Raw genomic sequence first — 21,739 nt, 5'->3', positions numbered from 1 at the left:
TGAACCCTTTCTTAGGGGGCTTTCAAACAGTTGGACATGCAGGCAACTGCTTTGCTATCGGGTCGATCATCGACAAAAAACCCCTCTCGATTCGGCATTTTCAGGTTTGCTAATGTCGACGCGTCGACCGTCGCATTGGCGTCGAGCAGTTTGTTAATGTGCAAGACGTAGCCGGTCACCGCATAGACCTGCTCGTTGGTTAGCGACTGAGGAGCCTGGAACGGCATTGCCCTGCGTATGTAGTCGAAGAGCGTCGTCGCATAGGGCCAGTAGCTGCCGACTGTCTTCAGCGGCTTTTCAGTAGTCAGCGACCCTTCACCTCCAGTTAACGCTGGACCTACGCCGCCTTCGAGTTTCATACCATGGCAGCCGACGCAGCTGCTCATGTAAACCTTTTCGCCGTCCGCGACTGTGGCGCTCCCCGGTGGCAATACCTTGCCATCGGGTGCTACATCGATGTTCCAACCGGCGATCTGCGCCTCCGTAGCTTTTGTGCCCAAGCCGTATTTGGGTTCCGCCGCGGCATAAGTGAACACGCATGCACCCAGCACGCCAAAGACTAGCGATCCACATTTAAGCCCGCCCATTGGTCACCTCCCCATTGCTGGATACGCGCCACGGTTGCACTGAGTTGTTGTGATAGAACGAGACCTTGCCACGCTCGTCGATCAACTGCTCCATCATCGGCTGTACGTATCCGGTCTCGTCAATGGCACGGCTCATAATCATCAGTTCCTGGCCGTTCCATTCGAAGGCTGCTCTAAAGGCGGTTAGCGCCTTAGTCAGAATGGGCTCCTGTAACCTTGCTTGAGTCCAGTTGTTACCGCCGTCTACGGAGACGTCGACACGTGTGATTTTGCCGTGGCCGCTCCACGCAATCCCACGCATTTCATGGACGCCCTTGCGTGTCAGCTTCTGGGTGCCGGAGGGGTAGGTAATCAGTGATTTGCATTCCATGACAAAGGAAAACTTCCGGGCTTTGCCGTTGGCCATTAAATCGGTGTACTTGGCGGTTTCCTCTCGACTGTAGGCAGGTGCGTCGGTGACGTGTAATCGACGCAACCATTTGATGTGAGTATTGCCTTCGTAGCCTGGAACAAAAAGACGTAAGGGGTATCCCTGTTCTGGCCTCAGTCGCTCGCCGTTCTGGCTGTACACGACCATCACATCGTCCAGACACTTCTCGATCGGAATACTTCGCGTCATCGCTGCGCCGTCGGCACCTTCGGCGATTATCCACTTGGCTTCGGGCTTCAGGCCGGCCTCATCCAGCAGTGTCCTCAGAGTCACTCCAGTCCATTCAGCGCAACTCACAAGGCCGCTCACTTCGGCCGCAGTTTTACCCCACGGAGGGAGGAATGACGGATTGCCCGAGCACTCCATGAAATACACCCGCGATACCGCGGGAAGCTGGCGAATCTCATCCACGGTGAATATAAGCGCTGTTTCGGTGAGGCCATGGATCATCAAGCGATGTTCCGCAGGATTGATCTGCGGGACGCCTGCGTGGTGGCGCTCATAAAACAGACCATTGGGCGTAATGATGCCGTCCAGCTCTTGAAGCGGCGAGGTGCTGTAGGCCGACATCGTGTCTTTCAGGCCGGGGTACAGACTCCTGATAGCCTTCGTTTCGAACGTTGAAGGTTTGCCATAAGGGCTTGCTGTGGGTGTGCCCAGGCTGCGAGTCCATTGTGGGACTTCAAGGGGTAGGTTCGGGTCAAGGCCGGTCGCGCTGGTGGTGTCTGCCATGACGAGTTTGCTGTCAACCAGGCCAAAGGCGGCGGTGCCAACAAGTGCGCCGCTTTTAATCAGAAAATCTCGACGAGCCAGTGGCGTTTTAGACGCTTCTTGCTCAGCGGAGGCAGTGGATTTTTTTGTCATTTTTTTCCTCTGGAGCTTTGCCGACACAGATATACCGATCAATGGACCGATCGGTCAGTCTGGTGGGAGCTTAGATCGGAAAATACGGCTGGTCTAGTCTTTGCTAGCGACGACAAAGTGTTAAAGCAGATTTGGGTGAGGGGGGGGCAGCGGGGAAGCGGCGCATGTGATGCACCGCTGATAGCCGTCAAGCTTGGCGTTGCGCAGTTTTGAGTCCGGGCAGAATGGTGTCGCAAAAGAACATTGCGATGGATTCGGGAGAGCGCGGGCCTCCTGGTTTGATCCACAGGTAACTGTAGTGGTGAATGCCAAGGATCGCCTTGACGGCCAATGAGTCGGAAGTATGGAACGTACCCTCGCTGACGCCTGCCTTGAGGATCTGCGACCAGAGCTTTTCATACTGACGGTGCAGGTCGAGTAGTTCGGTCTGGCGTGCACCAATGACGGAATACACTTCACGAAAACAGACCGTCATCTCGGCTAGATGAATGACGATCGTACGCATGACGATGGTGGAGAACTGGCGAAATTTGTCTTCGGCAGGCAGATCGCTTTCGCACAGTGGGATGCCTTCAGCGATCAAGACCCGCAGGTAGCGGCTGGTGATCTCAAACAGCAACTCTTCCTTGCTGCCGATATGGTAATACAGCGCACCTCGACCAAGCCCCGTGGCCTTTTCAAGCTCGGCCATACCGGTCGCGTGAAAGCCCCGAGTGGAAAACAACTCCGCAGCGATTCTCAGTATCCGTTCCTTGGTGCCGATTTCAGTCGGTTCTACAGTGACGGCAATGTTTTTCTTTCCCATGAGTCCATTTCCAGCTTGTTAGGCACCAATCATACGCATGCAGTCGTGTTGAAGGATATCGATGCGAGCATTGGAGAATAGCCCTATTGACCGATCGGTACAGCAGGATTATAAATTGCCTCCCAAATGGACAGATCCGTTAAGGCGTGCAGCTCTAGGAGTATTTCTGAAAAATTTGGGATGAGTGATATCCGTTGCGACCATATTGGCATGCAGTATGCCTAAGGATCCCGCGTTTTGACTTTGATGTCAGGTATGTCGCGTCTTGCCTGCAGTACGAAATATTCAACGTAGCATTGTGCGACGGTACAGTGAGCGCGCCCCGCTATCAAACAGGGTCGGCTGAAGTTTGAGGCTTTAACGAAATCTAGTTTTCTTAAGTATGTCAGGGTAAATCGATTTTTTGAACACTTAAGTGAGGTATGTATGATTTTAGACAATTTCCATACCATATATGCGGAAAGGTTCTTCGCGCAACATGCTGAGTTGTTTTCCCCCTATTTGGCAGAGGTTGGGCTCAGTGAAATTATTTTGCGTTCTCCCAGTTATGAAATCCCCTTATCTGAATACGTTGCTTTATGGGAGGTGCTGGGCAGGGAAGTATCACAAACCATCGGGCTAAAGGTCGGAATACGAACAAGCTGTCATGGCTGGGGTATCTGGGGGCATGCAGTCCGGAGCGCGCCGACTGTGGATTTGGTACTTCATTGCTTGGGGCATTACATTGATGTCCTTATTCAAGGCGTTAGAATTGAAGTTGATAAAACGGATCGGTTGATTAGTGTTAGTTACCAGATTATTGATCCACTCATCATTCAGCGCAAGCAGGATGCTGAATTCTCAATTGCCTCTGGACTTAGCTTGATGCGGGAGGTTACAGGTTGTGATGAACTTTCACCAGTATTCGTAGAGTTCGAGCATGGCGCCTCAGGTGACTTGGATGTATATAAAGAAATATTTAATTGTCCTGTTTTTTTCAATCGACCTACAAATCGCTTATGCTATTCTGCCGCCCTTTTAGATATGCCTGTGCGCACTGCCGATATTCGTTTGTTTCAGGCGTTGGAGGGGGTGCTGGAACAGAGGCATGCAGTTAGAGTGGGCCCTAATGATTTGCTGAATGGACTTTTGCGCCACGTCGCTGATAACTTGAGCAGTGGATGCCCAAACATAGATCAAATAGCCGCCTCAATGAAATTGGGGGTTCGGACGCTACAACGTCGTTTGGCCGATCAGGATTTGGATTTCAGTCATCTTGTTGAATCGGTTCGTCGGTCTTTGGCAGAAAATTATGTATCGTGTTCCAACCACAGCATAACCGACATTGCGCTATTGCTTGGGTATACCGAGGCAAGCTCCTTCAGCCGTGCGTTCCGGCGCTGGATGCAGTTGACTCCGCAGCAGTACAGGCAGCAGGCAAGGGCAAAGTCGAATCCAGTTGGCACCTGATGCCTGTGTTTTAGTCGCGCTCGGACAAGCCCATCTGTCGTACTTGCAGTAGCTTCGCAGTTTTGTAGGCACATGCCGGAGAGCGAAGATGTTAATGCAGATTGAAAATTCTGATAAGTTTTTTATCGGCGGCACTTGGATGGGTCCCCAAGGCGATTACTCATGTCATGAGGTCATAAATCCAGCGAATGGTAGCGTATCAGGGTCGGTTTTGTTTGGCTCATCGGCTGACGTTGAGTTGGCTATACAAGCCGCTTTCGATGCCTTTCCTCGATACTCCATCACCCCTGTCGACTTTCGTGTTGCGCTATTGGAACGAATATGTGCAATTTACGAAAGACGTCTAGATGATTTAGCTAAAGCAATTACGCTTGAAATGGGCGCGCCTTTACATCACTTATCTCGACCTTTACAAGCTTCGATTGGACTTTGGCATTTTCAAGCTGCACTGGAAACGCTTAAAAATTTCAGGTTTGAAACCCAGCAAGGAACAACACTCATTACTAAAGAGCCTATTGGAGTATGCTCTTTGATTACGCCTTGGAACTGGCCCATGAATCAGGTTGTATGCAAAGTCGCCCCAGCGTTGGCCGTGGGGTGCACCATGATACTTAAGCCAAGTCAGAATGCACCTTACTCAGCATTGATCTTAGCTGAGATATTAGAGGAGGCAGGTGTTCCTGCTGGCGTGTTCAATATGGTGAATGGAGAGGGCCGTAAACTGGGGCAGCAATTGGCCTCCCATCCGCTTGTGGACATGGTGTCATTGACGGGTTCCACACAGGCGGGGAGTAGCTTGACTGTTGCGGGTGCTGAAACAATAAAGAGAATGTCATTAGAGTTGGGTGGGAAATCTGCGAATATTATCCTGTCTGATGCAGATTTAGAACAGGCGGTCCGGCATGGCGTTCTACATATGATGTCAAACTCAGGTCAGTCCTGCACCGCGCCCTCTAGAATGCTTGTTCCGCGAAAAAAATTTGAAGAAGTTGAACGGATTATCATAAAGGTGTGTTCTGATATAAAAGTCGGTGATCCTATGGACCCTGAGACCATGATGGGTCCAATGGCGAATGAGCGACAATACAATCTTGTCAGGGACTTAATACAGGTCGGTATCAACGAAGGGGCGAAGATATTAGTAGGAGGTACTGGGAATCCAATGAAAAATAACGAAGGATTCTACATTGCTCCAACTGTATTCACTCGTGTTGATAATAAAATGTTGATTGCGCAAGAAGAAATTTTCGGCCCTGTGCTAGTCGTCATCGGATACGACAGCGAAGAAGAGGCTGTCGCTATAGCTAATGATTCGATATACGGTCTTTCCGGGTACGTTTATTCATCTAATCTGTTGCGCGCCAAAGAAGTTGCGAAGCTTATGCGCACGGGTATGGTTCATCTTTGCGGCGCCCCAACCGACATCAATGCGCCTTTCGGCGGCTATAAGAAATCTGGAAATGGGCGGGAGTGGGGAATTGCTGGTTTTGATGAATTTTTGGAGACCAAGTCAATAATGGGTATGTTGTAAGAATAGGGGGGGATTGCTCAGTTTGTTGAGGAGTCCTCCCTTCTCTTTCGGAGGTGAGATCGGACGTTTCGATTGCCATACGCGAGGGCGCTCACTTGCTTCCAATCCCCTGCTTGCGATTGTTTACTCACGACCTGGCAGGCTGCGAGTTCATCTTTCGAAATTTGCACTTGTTTTTATAAGTTTCACAGAAAGTCGGGTAGGCGCTCCGGAAGCGTTCGCATTTTACCCGCGATTACTGCTTTCTGCGTCATTGCCGCAGAACCATCATTGCGCAAGGAGTCGATTGTCATTCGATGTCAAGCATTCTGTCGTCGGATGGCAAGCGACTGCCTCGAATAATGAATACTTTGCTTGCTAGGTGAGCAGTAACCTTAACCGCAGTTTTTAGCTCGGATGGTTTTAAGGGCGTACTAGCTAACCAATAACAAAAATCAAAAGTGCGTGTACCGATTATATTGATCCTCCGTTTTCTGTCTTTTTCCCGGCAGAGCTAAGGTCTCTTTATTTTCGTGTCGCAAGCGCTTGAGTGGTTTTCTGTATTTCTGAGCCTTGCTTCTGTCCAATTAAAAGAAAAGAACCAGGAGAGCTTCATGAAAATGCTAACATTCTCATTGTTAGGTGGCGCGCTGTGCGCTGCGCTTGGCGTAGGCTGCGTGCAGGCCTCTTCCACAATTGACGCAAGCAAGCTTGGAAGCGACCTTACCCCTATTGGTGCGCAGAGGGAAGGCAATGCTGATGGGACGATTCCCGCGTGGGACGGGGGACTTACCAAGGCGCCCGCTGGCTGGTCACCAGGTCATGGCGATCCATATGCTGGCGATAAACCACTCTATTCAATTGATGCGGCTAATGTGGCCCAGTATCAATCGAAACTGCCAGCGGGTCAGGTGCAACTGATCAAAATGTACCCGGGTTATCGTGTGGATGTGTATCCGACACGACGCACTTGTGCTATCCCAACTGAATTGGCTCAGCGTACCAAGGAGTTTGCCGGGCAAGGCAAGATCGGTGCTGACGGTTGGCGGTTGGAGCAGGCAGTTGGCGCTGCTGTGCCGTTTCCCGTACCGCAGAATGGTATTGAGGTAATGTGGAATTACAAGCTTCGCTATATGGCAAAAGGGCGTCGCGCTCAAATATCTTTTTTGGCGCGGGACAATTCAGGTACATTAACTGAAGCCAAACAATGGGCCTATGAGTATTACCCCTACAATGACCCTTTGGTCAAAGGTCCAGTTGATACCGGTGGCATCGAAGCTAAGCTGCTTTACGACATTCTGACGCCGTCATCCCGAGCGGGCGAGATGTATCTCGTCCACAGCTATTTTGATAAGCCACAGGACGCTTGGATTTATTTTCCCGGTCAGCGTCGCGTGCGGCGTGCTCCATCCTTTGCTTATGACAACCCTATCGCAGGTAGTGACGGTCTGTACTTTGTCGATCAGATTAACATGTTCACCGGAGCGCTAGACCGTTACGACTTCAAGTTGCTCGGAAAAAAAGAAATCATCGTACCTTATAACTCCTACAAGTTGGTGGATAAGTCCAACAAGTATCAGGATCTGATTGGGCAGAACTACCTTAAGCGCGATGCGCAGCGCTACGAGACGCATCGTGTATGGGTCGTCGAAGCAACGGTTAAAGCGGACAAGCGACACTCTTTCGCCAAGCGGGTATTTTTTATCGACGAGGACAGCTGGACACTGCTGCACGTTGATATGTATGACACAAAAGGCAACCTCTGGCGTGTGCAGGAAGGCAGTATTTGGGCAGACCCAGGAATTCAGGCCTGCACTAGTTTCGAATATTTAAGTTACGACCTTGTTGCTCGGCGCTATATAGCGGACGGTTTCACTCAGGAAGGCGAGGTAATGGATTTGACTGCCGGAATGGAAGGGCGCGTAAGCGACAAAATGTTCAACTCGAATGAACTGCGTCGTCGCGGTGAGCGTTAATTTCCTCGGAGTTCACCCAAATGTTCAAAATTAAAAAAAGCGGTGCTATCGCGCCGCAGCGTTTCCCGCATGCCTGCAGTTCGCTGACTATTGGGATGATGGCGGTCTCGACGCTAATGTGGGCGCAACCGAGCCACGCGTTCCGTTTCGGTTCTGAAGATGGTATATCAGGTAGCTTCGACTCTTCCTTGAGCTACGGATTTGCTACTCGCATGGATTCCCCGGACTGTAAACTCCTGGGTGGAGATAGTGGTGGTTGTAATAACGGTACCAGCACTGGACTTGGTAATTACTATAACTTGACTAAAGGCAACGGTTACGCCAATGCCGACATCAACTACACCAATTCGGATGACGGCAATCTCAACTACAATAAGCATGATGTTTTTTCTGAAGTGCTTAAGGGGACTCATGAGTTGAGTCTACAATTCGGCGATGGCTGGAGTGCTCTGGGCCGAGTTGCGTGGGCCAAAGACCTCAAGATGGACAACACTCGACGCACCCCTCTGGACGACGAAGCCGACCGCGATGCCACTGAGCGTCTCGATCTCCTCGATCTATGGGTTGCCAAAAGTTTTGACCTGGGTGATATGCCGACAAAAGTTAAAGTTGGTAACCAGGTGATCAGTTGGGGAGAGGAAATCTTTATAACCGGTGGCATCAATCAAATTAATGCCCTCAGTTTACCCAAATACCACACGCCCGGAACCCAATTGAAAGAGGTATTCATTCCGGCACCGATGGCGTCGTTTAATGTGGGCCTTACAGAAACCCTGAATCTTGAGGGCTACTACCAGTTCAAGTGGAACGCTTATGACCTTGATCCGGTAGGAACCTATTATTCGAGTGCTGACGTAGTAGGCGAAGGTCGTCAGCCTATTTACTATTCAACTAGTTATCTTGATAACTTCGCAGGCGCGGGGACGTGTAATGCGATTACGCCAACCGGTCGATGTGGCGAACCCCTGATCAGCGGTCTGAATAATGCTCAGTTGGTCGCGAGCGGCCTTGCTGTTCCTTACGGCGGTGAACGTAAGCCGGATAATGGGGGGCAATATGGTGTGGCGCTGCGCTGGACAGCGGAGGATATCGGCGCTGAGTTTGGTGTTTTTTACGAGCGGTATCATGACAAACTCCCGTTCATTGGCTACACCGCTCTATCTGATCCGGATGCGTTACATACAGACAACTTCTTCGTAAATTATGGAGAAGATAAAGACTTGTTTGGACTGTCAATGTCCACCATGTTGGGTCCGGTAGCCGTAGCTGGAGAAGTGTCATTTCGACCTAACGATAGCGTCGCAATTGATCCGACGGTACCATTTGGCCGGGCGTTCACCGGATCCTTTAACAAGTACAGCGTATATGACACGGGCGTACACAATGGTTACGTCGAAGAAAAGAAATGGCAGATGGATGTTAACGCCATCTACACCTTCGCTGCCAATGATCCTCTCGGCTTCATTCCCCGTAGCCTAGGTGCATCTGACGGTTTTATCTTGGTCGAGGCAGCGGTTACCCACTACCCGGATCTCGATACCTCTGGCAAAACTCCATACTTTCTGCCGGACTACTCACTGCCAGATAAAACGTCTTGGGGCTATATCACGGAGATCGGTATCAATTATCCGAATCTCTTTGGGACCGGCATAACTGTGACGCCGCAGCTTGATTTCAGTCATGACGTTAATGGGACGACGCCGAACTCATTGCCCTTTGTAGAAGGTCGTAAGTCGCTGACCAGTTCTTTGCTGTTCAACTACCGAGATCGTTGGAAAGGTGGCCTGCAGTGGGTGCAGTTCTGGGGCGGTGGCGGTAACAATCTGATGGCTGATCGCGATTTTCTCAGCGGTAACATCTCCTATTCGTTCTGAACCTATGCCTCCTCCGTTGGAGGAGGCTGTTCACTCCTTCAGGTATTTTCACCATGTTGGCTTCTATGGTGCTCGGTCTCGAGCGTTTCTTCTTTCGCCATCGATTGGCGACGCTAGCAGTACTGGCGGTTATTACGCTGGTGATGGGGCTGTTCGCGTCGCGTTTGGAAATGTCGGCAGGTTTCGACAAGCAGCTTCCTCAGCAGCATGCGTTCATCAAGACGTTCAACCAATATCGGGACGTACTCTTCGGCGCCAACCGCATAATCGTGGTGCTGCATGCCAAGCACGGCGATATCTGGAACCAGCAAGCGCTGACCCGATTGTATGACCTGACTCAGGCAGTGTTCTTCATGCCCGGTGTTGATAGGCGGAGTGTTACCTCACTTTGGACACCTAATACGCGTGCGGTGCAGATTACCGAGGAAGGTATGAAAGCCGAAGACGTTGTGGGCGGTGAAGTCACCGTTGGTACTCTCGACGATAAGGCTATTGCTGGTATTCGCGAACGTACTCTTATCGGTGGATTTGTTGGCAGCCTGGTAGCGAACGACCATTCCGGAGCGATGATCGTGGCCGAGCTTGCAGATCCAGACCCACAGACAGGTAAGCGTTTGAACTACTTGGAATTCAGTCAGCGTCTTGAAAATGATCTGCGCAGTAAATATGCCGACGCCGACTACGATGTTCAAATCATTGGTTTCGCCAAGCAAATGGGCGATATCGGGGCAGGCGCCAAAAGCGTCATAGTTTTTTTTGCATTGGCTTTCGTACTCACCGCGCTGGCTGTGTATTGGTATACGCGTTCCTGGGCACTGACGTTCTTGCCGCTATTTTGCTCTTTGGTTTCGGTGGTCTGGCAATTTGGCACGATTACCTTACTTGGCTTCGGCCTTGATCCGCTTGCGATTCTAGTGCCGTTCCTGGTTTTCGCTATTGGCGTATCTCACGGAGTGCAGCAGATTAACTTTATCTCAAGGGAGGTATGTAACGGTGCTGATGGTATGACTGCTGCGCGCCGGAGTTTTGGGGGGCTTCTAATTCCCGGGACCTTGGCATTGATTACCGCTTTTGTTGGTTTCGCCACCTTGGTATTGGTCCCGATTCCAATGATCCGAGAATTGGCCATCACTGCATCGGTAGGAGTGGCCTATAAGATCATTACCAATTTGATCATGCTGCCAGTGCTGGCTAGTTATTTTCGCTTCGACACTGCCTTCGTAGCTAAGGTAGAGCGTCTTCGCCAATGGCGTGACAATGCCATGGTTGGGCTTGGGCTAATCGCCGAACCACGTAATGCTGCGATTGGGGGTGTCATTTGTCTTGCATTAATGGTGCTCGCGGTGTGGCAGAGTCAAGGACGTCATGTGGGTCATGTTCTGCCAGGGGCGCCCGAGCTCCATTCGGATTCACACTATAACCTTGATGTAGAGAGCGTCGTGCGTCACTTCTCACTGGGTCTGGACTTGTTCACCGTCGCAGTGGAAGCCCCTGAAGGTGGATGCTACCGGCACGATGTAATGAGTTATGTTGATCGTTTGACTTGGCATTTGGGAAATGTGCCAGGTGTACTGTCAGCTCAATCCTTACCGGCGTTGACTAAACTGTCAGCTTCTGGTGTGAACGAAGGCAATCCGAAGTGGACGGCTCTTCCGCTGGACGAGCTGTCGCTGGCTGAAGCCGTGCGTCAGGTACCTGAGTCTCTGCGTTTGTACAACGCTGACTGTACCTTGTTGCCGATCAATCTTTACCTAACTGATCACAAGGCCACTACCTTGAAGCGCGTTGTACAGGCCGTCGAGCGCTATCGACTGGAGCATGCCCTCAAGGGCGTGACGGTACGTTTGGCCAGCGGTAATGCTGGTGTGCAGGCAGCCACCAATGAGGTGGTGGAAACCTCTGAGTTGCCAATGATGCTCTATGTCTATTTGACAATTATGGTGCTGGTGTTACTGGTCTATCGGGACTGGCGAGCAATGATCGCCTGTTGCCTTCCTCTCACTCTTGCAACCTTTCTTGGCTACTGGTTCATGAAGGAACTGGATATAGGGCTCACTGTTGCGACTTTGCCGGTGATGGTACTCGCCGTTGGTATCGGTGTGGACTATGCGTTCTATATCTATAACCGCCTCCAGATGCATCTTGTCGAGGGCCTGAACATCGTTGAAGCCTTTCAATTGGCTCTGCGTGAGGTTGGAGTGGCCACTGTGTTTACTGCAATCACCTTATCCGTGGGCGTTGCCACGTGGTCGTTCTCTGCACTGAAGTTTCAAGCCGATATGGGGCTGCTGCTTACCTTTATGTTCATGGTCAACATGATCATGGCCATTACCCTTTTGCCAGCAATCGCCGTAATGCTGGATGTTCTCATTCCCCGCCGGGGACCCGTTCGTGCTCCCTTGGTTGCACATTGATAGGAGTACATCTGATGTCCGCGACTCGTTCTCTGCGTCCGATGTTGTTGTCGCTGATTCTGCTGGGAGCCGGCGCTGAAGGCGGGGGAGTAGCCCTGCCGCTAGCCCATGCACAAAACGCTCCGCTGCTCGCTGTCACCCATACCGGCCAACGCTTGGTTGCTATTGGCGATCACGGGGTGGTGATACTGTCCGACGACGGTCAAACCTGGCGACAGTCCAGGCGCGTCCCGGTGGATGGACTGCTCACCGCTCTGAGCTTCGCTGATGCTCAGCAGGGCTGGGCAGTTGGCCACGGTGGCGTGTTACTGAAAACCGAGGATGGCGGCGAAACTTGGACCCTGCAGCAACGCATGGAAGGGCAGCCAGTGCTGCTTTCTGTATGGTTCGAAAATAGCCGTCACGGCATCGTTGTTGGCGCTTACGGTTATGCCGCACAGACCGAGGACGGAGGCCAAAGTTGGACACGCCTGATTGTCGGCGAGGAAGGGGATGACTATCATCTCAATCATATTTTTTCGGGACCCGATAAGAGCCTTTTCATTGCTGCAGAGATGGGGCATGCCTTCCGCTCTTTGGATCACGGCACTACGTGGGAAAAGCTCGATACCGGTGTAAGAGGGTCGTTGTGGGGAGGGATCGGCCTAAGATCTGGCAGAGTGCTTCTTGTTGGAATGAGTGGCCGAGTGTTGATCAGCGACAACATAGGTGACACCTGGCGCGAATTGAACAGCGGCAGTCATGAGGCGATCACGGCTGTCGCCCAGCGTGCTGATGGTCGTGTGGCACTGGTTGGTAACGGTGGTCTGGTCGCCGAATCAGATGCCAATCTGGAGCGTTTCACCACCTCGCTCAGGGAAGATCGTATCAACCTGGCTGCCTTGGCACCCATGGATGACGGACGTCTGCTGTTGTTCGGTTCTGTAGGTGTGGTGCAGTAATAACTTTGGTGAAAGTCGTTTGATGCTTGCACCTGATACGTCTGGGTGCGGTGCCTATAAGCGACTTTCGCTTTTTTCATTTTTCCGCGGGCAACCGAGTCGCCTCGGAGCCGTGTTCGTTCTTGGCGCATATTTTCGAATGTGAGTTGCGCAGGATCCTGATACATCGCATCGGGTTTCATTACAAAGTATTATGTGCATACACAACTGGTCCGGTGAATTGTCGCTACGATCCAAACTATTATTACTTAATGTCTTTTTGCTAACTCTTTTACCATTGTCCTTGTGCCTTTAGGGGGGCGCTCTGGGTTACGCGCGCACGATCAAATGACCCGTCGCGTAGAGCCGTTCGTACTGGTACCCAGCGCGCGGTGGTAGCTATCGAGCGTAGCTTGATACATTTGCATGGCAGTGTCGCGCATGCCATTCAGCCGAGTAGGCCCAGCAAGGAATTATCGGTGCTTCGGGAGAAATTTCCGATCTGGCTTCACAGGTTGCCCTTTCGGTTGAACTGCAGGGTGCCGTCACTGATGAATTGAGCTCCAACATTGTCTCTGTAGATCAAATGGCAGAAGAGATTAGTTGACTGGATATTTCAGCACCGCAGGAGCAGGCGAAAGTGGCTGAACAGATGAAGGAGCTTGGGCAACACGATTCAAGCTTTGATATTTATTTGTGACACCTGATGCCAAGTGTTTTGTCACGTTGGGTCAAGCCGGTCGGCGTTAATAAAATTAAGCTGCAGGTACATGAATAATAATCGCAAGTCACTGGATCACACTCTATGCTCAATCGTTCACTCCGATATTTGATGTGCGGGCTGTCATTGGTCAACGTGGCTCTGCCAGCACTAGCGTTACCCGCGCCAATGGCATCAGCGACGGAGTTCGTGCCAGAGCAGGTTCGAGTCGAAGTGCTCGGCGATCATCACGGCCAGAATTGGTTCTGGGCATGGGGTAGTAACGCTCCAAGCATGGGGAGTGGCCGCGTCTTGCTATTTGATGATGCGGGTCGCAATCTTGGGCAGTTGAGCACCGGAATGTGGTTCAACAGCCTGGTGCCATCTCGCAAGCGCGACGAGCTTTACGCTGTTGAGACCTACTTCAGCCGAGGGGTTCGCGGTGAGCGCACGGATGTTGTCACGGTATATGACTCCAAGACTTTGAGCCCAAAAGGCGAGATCAAAATTCCGGCCAAGCGCATGAGTGCCCTGATTTCAACAGGGCTGAGTGTGTTGTCGGACGACGATCGTTTTCTTATGGTGTTCAACTTCACTCCAGCACAATCGGTCAGCGTCATTGATCTTGAAAACAATCGGTTTGTGCAAGAGGTAGCGACGCCTGGCTGCGCCGCTATGTATTCCGCAGGGCCTAGGGACTTCTACTCCATTTGCGGAAACGGTGCCTTCTTGCATCTCGAACTTGACGATCGAGGTCGGGTGATGCGACAGGAGCGCAGTGCCCCAATATTCGATCCACTGCAGGATCTTTTGCTGACCACAGGTTCTCGCAAGGGCAACACCTGGTACTTCGTCTCACAAAAAAGTTTTGTGTACGGGCTCCAGATGAGCGCCAGTGGAATAGAGCAGTCGCAGCGCTGGTCATTAGTCAACGAGCAGGAGCGCGCGGACGGGTGGGGTGTGGCCGGTAACCATGGCACTGCGATGCACGAGAAGAGCGGTCGGCTGTACGTACTTATGCACCAGGACAAGCCGGAAAATTACCAGAAGCCTGGTACGGAAGTCTGGGTCTATGACACTAAAACCCAGCAGCGGGTCTCTCGCATAAAGCTCAACGAATTAAGCGTCGCCATTGCCGTTAGTAAGGGCGAACAACCGCGCCTCTATAGTCTCGACTACATGATACCAATGCCAGCGGAGTTCATAAGCTCAATCTATGCGTCCAAAGGGGAAGCCGGGCTGCTACCGCTCATGCGACAGAGTATCAATCTGTACGATGCCGACAGTGGCAAGCACTTGCGTAGTGTCGATGATATACCCGCAGGCGCCATGAACGAGGTGATGTCGTGGTGATTCCAACTGTTCTTCAGGACCCACTTGTACATCTCGCCAGTGCACTTGGTTTGGGCTTGTTGCTCGGAGCGGCAGCGCTGCACAAGTTGCAGGATGGGCAAAATTTTTCTCGTGTGCTGGATGACTATGGCATCGCTTTGGGCAAGGCGCTGCCTCTTTGGTTGCGTCCGCTGCTGAGACGTTTGCTTCCATGGCTGGAAATCACGGCCGTCATGGGGCTCTTGCTGAGCTTCTGGATACCTTGGGCTGCGATGGGTGCAGCGATCCTTATCGGGTTCTACGCCCTCGTACTGGCGATAAGTGTCGCGCGAGGGGCAGTGATTGAAGACTGTGGCTGCAATTTTGGCGGTGATCACCAGACACTGAGTAGAACGCTGGTCTGGCGCAATCTGTTCTTGCTTTTGCCCGTGTTGAACTTGATGGCGCCGATGCGGGATCGACCACTGGTGTGGTTAGACGCTGTCACGCTGGGCTTCTTGCTGCCAAGCGCTGCAGCGCTCTACATCCTGACAAATCTGTTGATCTCCAACCGTGTTTCCCTACGAGCGCTGTGAAAATCATGACGAATGCACTGATTATTTCGAGTATTTTTTCCTGGCTCATGATCTTCGGTCTGGCCTTGTCCGTATGGGCTTTGGCACGCCAGATTGGACTTCTTCACGAGCGGATCAAACCTGTGGGTGCTTTATCGCTTGGCAAGACGATCAAGACCGGTGAAATAGCGCCGATCTTTACCTTGCCTAGCTTGAACGGCGGTTCAGTCAGCATTGGGGGGGGCAATGCCCAGAGACAGTTGACCCTGCTGTTTTTCCTGTCGGATACCTGCCCTGTGTGCAAAACCTTGTTGCCTGTAATCAAATCGATTCAGGAACATGAGCGTTTACGTCTTCGAGTCGTGCTCGCCAGTGACGGTGATGTCACCGCTCATCAGGCGTTCATTCAGACCCACCGTTTAAAGGATTTCCCTTACCTGCTTTCAAGGGAAGTAGGGGTGGCCTACCAAATCAGCAAGTTGCCGTACGGTGTGCTGATCGATGCTGCGGGTGTTGTGGTCACCCACGGGCTGATCAACACCCGCGAGCATCTTGAAAGTCTCTTCGAGGCTAAGGCAATGGGCTATCCAACGATGCAGGAATTTCAAGCTGCCCAGGCTGGGACTAAGCATTCCCTTTACAAGCAGGTACATTAACAATGGCGATCAAATGGTTTGACGAGGCAACCGAAATTCTAGCTCGTGCTACTGCTCGCAACACCTCGCGACGCGGTTTCCTGGGTGGGTTGGGCACCGTATTGATCGGCGCGGGCGCAGCAACGCTGCTGCCGGTCTATCGCGGCAGTGCCTTTGCTCAGCCGGCTTCCGCCTTGATGGAGGAGGGCGACCCTAACAGTTGTGACTACTGGCGGTATTGTGCCATCGATGGGTTTCTCTGCGGTTGCTGCGGCGGATCGGCGACCAGTTGCCCGCCAGGAACAATACGGTCGGATATTACGTGGATCGGTACATGCCACAACCCGGCTGACGGGAAGGACTATGTGATTTCCTACAACGACTGCTGTGGCAAAGAAAACTGTGGTCGTTGTGTTTGCCAGCGCGACCAGGGCGATTCCCCTATGTACCGTCCGCAGAGTTCCAATGACATCAATTGGTGTGCCGGAAGTCATGCGGATATGCCTTATCACTGCTCGCTGTCAGTGGTAATCGGCGTGAAGGGGTAAGGTGATGTCGGTTCGCACGCTTTGCGCCGCTGCTTTTACGTGCTTCGTGATGATCGGTTCTAGTTCTCTGTGGGCCACCGAACAGAGGCAGTTCGATTACATGCTCAATTGCCAGGGTTGTCATTTACCGGATGGTAGCGGCAACCCACAGCGGCAAGTACCGGCATTTTCCGGCCAGTTAGGTAAATTCCTTGGTGTGCCGGGCGGCCGCGCCTATTTGGTTCAAGTGCCTGGCTCAGCACTCTCGGGGCTTTCGGACGAAGCGCTGGCCGGCGTACTCAACTGGATGCTGGAGACCTTTAGTACGGCTGAACTTCCCTTCGGATTTAAACCTTACACCGGGGCGGAGCTGCATGAGTGGCGTCAGGTTGCTATGCCTGATATCGAGGGGGTTCGTAATGAATTAGTCCGACGTATCGCCCGTCAAGATGAATAACAACGTAAGGGATCTTGAACCCATGAAAATGAACATCAGTGTTGGCCTATTCGCGCTTTTCGCCACGTTTAACGTCTGGGCTGTCGAGGCACCTAGCGCTGCGGCACTCAGGACCTGTGTCGCATGCCATGGCGAGCAGGGGCAGGGCAACGCCGCGCTAGGTGTTCCAAACTTGGCTGGTCAGCATCGCGATTACCTTGCGCAGCAAATGCGCGATTTCAAAGTCGGGTCTCGGGGTTATGACCCCAAAGACACCTACGGAGCGCAAATGCGCGCCATAGTGACCAATCTCGACGAAGCTGAAATCGAACGTTTGGCGCTTCATTATTCGCGGCTGGAGCCGGCACGATCGCAGGTGGTTGCCGGGGATCAAGCAACTCGGGGCCGAGATCTTTATCAGGGAACGTGTTCCAGCTGCCATGGGCCGCAAGGCGAGGGCTTTGCTTATCTCAAAGCTCCCAATCTCCGTATTCTCGACGCCAGTTATCTCGATCGCCAGCTCACACATTATGTTGAGGCTTTGCGCGGCAGCGGCGATCAAGCCGATCAGTTGGGGCTTTGGATGCGAGGCATTTCTTTGCAAATTAGCGGAAATACTGATCGCAAGGCCATTATCGATTACATCGTAAGCCTATCTGCGAGTGGTAGTGGCAGCAAATAATTACGCCAAAGTTGTTTGTTGTTACCTTGCAATGCTTTACAAAGTTTTGAAACGAGTTTGAGTGCAAGTCAAAAAATGCAATTAAAGTTGGAAGTACAGATTTGACTGAATTGTTCATAGTAAACTAATGAGCTTTTGACCAAGCTGTGCTCGCCTGTTAGTTCGCGATCCAATCGCTAAGTGTTTCAGTGGCGGCCGGAAATGAGCGGTTTTTCCTGCTTGATGCTCACAGTTATTACCATGCAGGCATTTGGTCGTCTCTTGTGCAAGGCATTACAGCAGCAAAGAATTTTTTGAAGTCAATACAAGCGATCCGGGATATATGATCATGGTCCAAACAAAAATAATTACTCCCGCACCAGGGGCGTATAGCTATCCGCTGTTGATCAAAAGTCTGCTGCTCTCAGGGCAGCGCTATGAAGCCGAAAATGAAATAGTCTACGCTGACAAGCTACGCTATAGCTATCGCACTCTCAATAAGCGTATTCGGCAAATGGCTAACGTGTTGACTGCTGCGGGCGTAAAGGCAGGGGATACAGTGGCGGTACTGGATTGGGACAGCCATCGGTATTTGGAGTGTTTTTTCGCAGTGCCGATGATCGGCGCCGTTTTGCACACCGTTAATGTTCGCCTGTCTCCTGAGCAAGTGCTTTATACGATCAATCATGCTGAAGATGATTTAGTCCTTGCACATGACGATTTTCTACCGCTTCTCGAGCAAATACATGGTGAACTGGTCACCGTCAAAGGCTATATCCAGTTGAGCGACGACCATGCAAAGCCAACAACTTTGCCCGTAGTTGGCGAGTACGAGCAGTTGCTGTCCCAGTCTCTCGCTACTTACGACTTCCCCGATTTTGACGAGAACTCGGTTGCCACCTTGTTCTACACAACAGGCACAACCGGTAATCCGAAGGGCGTTTACTTTAGCCATCGCCAGCTGGTCCTGCATACCCTGGCTGGGGTCGGTACCTTGGGGGCGTATCAAGGATTGCCGATGCTACGCTCTGACGATGTATACATGCCAGTCACTCCAATGTTCCACGTACATGCTTGGGGAGTGCCTTATATGGCGACACTCATGGGCATTAAACAAGTTTACCCGGGACGTTATGAGCCCAATGCTCTTATCCGCCTCTTTAAGCAGGAAAAGGTAACTTTCAGTCACTGCGTACCAACCATCTTGCAGATGATCCTGGCTTGTCCCGAGGCAACCGGGACTGATTTCAGTGGCTGGAAGGTGCTTTTGGGTGGAAGCGCCCTTGCACTAGGTACTGCCGGTCAGGCGGCGGCGAGTGGGATGAAGGTGTTTAGCGGCTACGGTATGTCTGAAACTTGCCCGACACTATGTAGCACCTATCTGCGGGCTTCTGAGCTAGAGCTGTCAATTGAAGAGCAATTGCCTATCAGGATCAAGTCCGGAGTGCCATCGGCCATGGTCGACATAAAAATCGTCGATGCCTGCGGCAAGGACTTACCACATGACGGAGAGTCAATGGGGGAGGTTTTGGTGCGCGCGCCTTGGCTGACCCAAGGCTACCTCCATGATCCGGAAAAGGGCGCCGAGCTCTGGGAGGGCGGCTGGCTGCACACTGGTGATATCGGCTCTATAGATATGCGTGGTGACTTGGAAATCAAAGACCGAATTAAAGATGTTATCAAGACTGGCGGCGAGTGGATCAGTTCTTTAGAGTTGGAGAGTCTGATTAGTAAGCATCCCGGCGTTGAGTCCGTTGCGGTGGTTGGAATTCCTGACCTTCAGTGGGGGGAACGACCAATGGCGATGGTCATTTGCACACCTCCATCACAGATCAATCAGGCAAGTCTAGTTGTTCACCTAATGCAGTTTGTTGATAGCGGCATCATTAATAAATGGGCGATCCCAAAAAAATTTCTGTTTGTTGATGACATCCCTAAAACAAGCGTTGGCAAAGTAAATAAAAAACTCATTCGAGAAAACGAGCTCGCGCACCAGCAGCTAAACTGCGTCGAGGTCCAGCTCTATATTCAGTGAGTTAGAAAAAAGCTAAATTTTATTGTGGTGATGGTGAATATCTGTGTAGCTGTAATGTTTATGTAAGGGGAGGTATAGCTTCCGTTTTTAGGTCTTTGCTGAGTTATGATGATAAATATCCATCGATGGTGCGTTAAATAGATAGGGTTATTAATTAACTCCACAAGCAAAATGCAAAATTGGTGTGCAGATGCTTAGCCAATGTTGCGCTCTACTAAAGGCATGCGAGTTTTGCAATAAAGCTTGCCGCACACAGGGGAACCGCCAGTGCCCAATAACAATAATATCTATCCCACCAACATCCGTGCCTGGGGTACTGTCGCTGTATTGATGGCGGCCTACGTGTTGTCCTTCATTGATCGGCAAATCCTCAATCTCCTTGTCGGTCCGATTCGCCGCGATCTGATGATTAGCGACACCCAAATGAGCCTGCTGATGGGGTTGTCTTTTGCCTTGTTCTACACCGTATGCGGCATTCCCCTCGGGCGCTTGGCCGATACCAGAAGCCGACGCGGGTTGATCGCTTTCGGGATATTGTTCTGGAGTGCGGCCACGGCAGCCTGCGGCTTGGCAAGGCTTTATTGGCACTTCTTGATCTGCCGCATCGGTGTCGGTGTGGGAGAGGCAGCCTTGTCACCCGCTGCCTATTCACTCATTGCTGACAGCTTTCCTACCGAGCGCCGCGCCACGGCCATTAGTTTATATTCGATGGGGGTTTATCTAGGCTCGGGTTTTGCGTTTCTGTTTGGCGGACTGGTTATCAAGCTGGCGTCTGCCCAGGGCGACATATTACTGCCGCTGCTCGGAGAAGTCCGTCCCTGGCAGTTGATCTTTCTCGCACTTGGCGCCGCAGGGTTACTTTTTAGCCTGCTCCTGTTAGCGATTAAGGAGCCTGCCAGACAGGGCGTCGGAGCCGGGATTACAGTACCGTTGTCTGAGGTTGGTCGATACATCCTTGCTAACAAACGCACAGTACTCTGCCATAACTTCGGCTTTGCTGGCCTGGCTTTTGCCAGCTACGGCAGCGCAGCCTGGATTCCGACTTTCTTTATCCGTACGTATGGTTGGGACGCGGGGCAGGTCGGCGTCGTCTACGGCGGCATAGTGGCGACATTTGGTTGCCTGGGCATCGTCTTTGGCGGGAAGTTGGCTGACTGGATGTTGAGAAGGGGCAGAAGCGACGCCCACATGCGTGTCGGTCTATATGCAGCAATTGGCGCAGTACTTTTCGTGCTGGCCTTTCCTCTGATGGAGAGCGCGCATTGGGCAGCAATTCTGCTGACGCCAGCAGTGTTCTTCCTGAGTATGCCATTTGGTGTCGCACCTGCGGCGATTCAGGAAATCATGCCCAACTCGATGCGTGGTCAGGCCTCAGCTGTTTACCTCTTTGTCATCACGCTGATTGGCCTGGGAATTGGGCCAACGGCGGTAGCTATAATTACCGACTATGTCTTTGGCGATGATATGTCACTTCGCTACTCACTCATGATTGTTACCAGCATTGCGGTGATGAGCTCAGTTGTGCTGTTGAGCATGGGCTTGAAACCATATCGTGACAGTGTGGCGCGTCTTGAGTTGTGGGCGATTAGAGCGACCTGATCATTCGTGTGTGTTGGGATCAAGACGAATCTCGCGTGCTTTGGTCCATGAGAGCTGATTGATTAGTGTTCTTTGTCATTTAACCCATCGAGAGGCAGCAGGCCGCAGTCAGCTTTGGATCTCCATAGTCCGGGTTGCCAGCCACGCTAGCGTTCGGTCGTGTTGAACTATGGGTCAGTTAATCAGTTCGAGCTCGAACGGCTTCAGCGCAAATGCAGCTCATGGAGGTCCGCAGGCAACAGATCGGCGAACTGCAGGGCCAGTTGCGTCGGCAACACCACACAAAGATCTGTTGATGACACAATGTGCACCGCTTGAGGAAGTTATCCAGATCTAGCCCGTTTAAGTCGTGGATGGCCTTGGCGACTCGCTACTTTAAGTTTGATTAGGGGGACGGCTGTTCATTTCACACCGCTATCAAAACCCAATAC

The 21,739-nt window shown here is 51.8% G+C and carries 17 protein-coding genes; 14 read left to right on the top strand and 3 right to left on the bottom strand.

What is annotated here, in order from left to right; all coding sequences use genetic code 11:
* Positions 1-11: 11 nt before the first annotated feature.
* From PspS34_RS14325 to PspS34_RS14315, 3 genes are all read right to left on the bottom strand, one after another.
* Positions 12-587: a cytochrome c gene (locus PspS34_RS14325; RefSeq protein ID WP_159390002.1), complete on the bottom strand. Its 576-nt coding sequence runs from the start codon at positions 585-587 to the stop codon at positions 12-14.
* Positions 574-1,881 carry a sulfite dehydrogenase gene (soxC, locus tag PspS34_RS14320; RefSeq protein ID WP_159390001.1) on the bottom strand — a complete coding sequence of 436 codons (1,308 nt, stop codon included), beginning with the start codon at positions 1,879-1,881 and terminating at the stop codon, positions 574-576. Before soxC ends, PspS34_RS14325 begins: the two co-directional genes overlap by 14 nt.
* A 187-nt stretch (positions 1,882-2,068) precedes the next feature.
* The gene (locus PspS34_RS14315) at positions 2,069-2,686 is read right to left on the bottom strand and encodes a TetR/AcrR family transcriptional regulator (RefSeq protein ID WP_159390000.1); all 618 of its coding nucleotides are present in this window, start codon (positions 2,684-2,686) and stop codon (positions 2,069-2,071) included.
* Positions 2,687-3,112: 426 nt separating this feature from the next.
* On the opposite strand from PspS34_RS14315, the gene PspS34_RS14310 reads away from it, so the two are divergent.
* From PspS34_RS14310 to PspS34_RS14245, 14 genes are all read left to right on the top strand, one after another.
* A complete protein-coding gene (locus tag PspS34_RS14310) occupies positions 3,113-4,135 on the top strand; it encodes an AraC family transcriptional regulator (protein ID WP_159389999.1) in 1,023 nt (340 codons plus the stop codon).
* 88 nt (positions 4,136-4,223) lie between these two features.
* Positions 4,224-5,666 carry an aldehyde dehydrogenase family protein gene (locus tag PspS34_RS14305; RefSeq protein WP_342791909.1) on the top strand — a complete coding sequence of 481 codons (1,443 nt, stop codon included), beginning with the start codon at positions 4,224-4,226 and terminating at the stop codon, positions 5,664-5,666.
* Between the two features lie 593 nt (positions 5,667-6,259).
* Complete coding sequence (locus tag PspS34_RS14300; RefSeq protein ID WP_159389998.1) at positions 6,260-7,621, top strand: DUF1329 domain-containing protein; 1,362 nt, start codon at positions 6,260-6,262, stop codon at positions 7,619-7,621.
* 20 nt (positions 7,622-7,641) lie between these two features.
* The gene (locus PspS34_RS14295; RefSeq protein ID WP_159389997.1) at positions 7,642-9,495 is read left to right on the top strand and encodes a DUF1302 domain-containing protein; all 1,854 of its coding nucleotides are present in this window, start codon (positions 7,642-7,644) and stop codon (positions 9,493-9,495) included.
* Positions 9,496-9,548: 53 nt separating this feature from the next.
* Positions 9,549-11,909 carry an efflux RND transporter permease subunit gene (locus PspS34_RS14290; RefSeq protein ID WP_159389996.1) on the top strand — a complete coding sequence of 787 codons (2,361 nt, stop codon included), beginning with the start codon at positions 9,549-9,551 and terminating at the stop codon, positions 11,907-11,909.
* Between the two features lie 14 nt (positions 11,910-11,923).
* The gene (locus PspS34_RS14285) at positions 11,924-12,850 is read left to right on the top strand and encodes a YCF48-related protein (RefSeq protein WP_159389995.1); all 927 of its coding nucleotides are present in this window, start codon (positions 11,924-11,926) and stop codon (positions 12,848-12,850) included.
* Between the two features lie 784 nt (positions 12,851-13,634).
* Entirely contained in the window at positions 13,635-14,882 is a 1,248-nt protein-coding gene (locus PspS34_RS14280) for an amine dehydrogenase large subunit (protein WP_159389994.1), read from the top strand.
* Positions 14,876-15,436, top strand: coding sequence for a MauE/DoxX family redox-associated membrane protein (locus tag PspS34_RS14275; protein ID WP_159389993.1), 561 nt, complete (start codon positions 14,876-14,878; stop codon positions 15,434-15,436). The genes PspS34_RS14280 and PspS34_RS14275 overlap by 7 nt, the downstream gene beginning before the upstream one ends.
* Before the next feature lie 5 nt (positions 15,437-15,441).
* A complete protein-coding gene (gene mauD, locus PspS34_RS14270; RefSeq protein ID WP_159389992.1) occupies positions 15,442-16,071 on the top strand; it encodes a methylamine dehydrogenase accessory protein MauD in 630 nt (209 codons plus the stop codon).
* A gap of 2 nt (positions 16,072-16,073) precedes the next feature.
* Entirely contained in the window at positions 16,074-16,598 is a 525-nt protein-coding gene (locus tag PspS34_RS14265; RefSeq protein WP_159389991.1) for a methylamine dehydrogenase light chain, read from the top strand.
* A 4-nt stretch (positions 16,599-16,602) separates the two neighbouring features.
* On the top strand, positions 16,603-17,034 hold the full coding sequence (locus PspS34_RS14260; protein ID WP_159389990.1) for a hypothetical protein: 432 nt from the start codon (positions 16,603-16,605) through the stop codon (positions 17,032-17,034).
* A gap of 22 nt (positions 17,035-17,056) precedes the next feature.
* Positions 17,057-17,695, top strand: a complete 639-nt coding sequence (locus PspS34_RS14255; RefSeq protein WP_159389989.1) for a c-type cytochrome — start codon at positions 17,057-17,059, stop codon at positions 17,693-17,695.
* A gap of 328 nt (positions 17,696-18,023) precedes the next feature.
* Positions 18,024-19,709 carry a fatty acid--CoA ligase gene (locus PspS34_RS14250; protein ID WP_159389988.1) on the top strand — a complete coding sequence of 562 codons (1,686 nt, stop codon included), beginning with the start codon at positions 18,024-18,026 and terminating at the stop codon, positions 19,707-19,709.
* 267 nt (positions 19,710-19,976) lie between these two features.
* A complete protein-coding gene (locus PspS34_RS14245; RefSeq protein WP_159389987.1) occupies positions 19,977-21,308 on the top strand; it encodes an MFS transporter in 1,332 nt (443 codons plus the stop codon).
* Positions 21,309-21,739 lie beyond the last annotated feature (431 nt).

Origin of the sequence: Pseudomonas sp. S34 (assembly GCF_009866745.1) — a bacterium.
In the GTDB taxonomy this organism is placed as follows: domain Bacteria; phylum Pseudomonadota; class Gammaproteobacteria; order Pseudomonadales; family Pseudomonadaceae; genus Aquipseudomonas; species Aquipseudomonas jessenii.
Note: the sequence above shows the minus strand (reverse complement) of the source record. Positions and strands in the feature narration are given on the sequence as shown.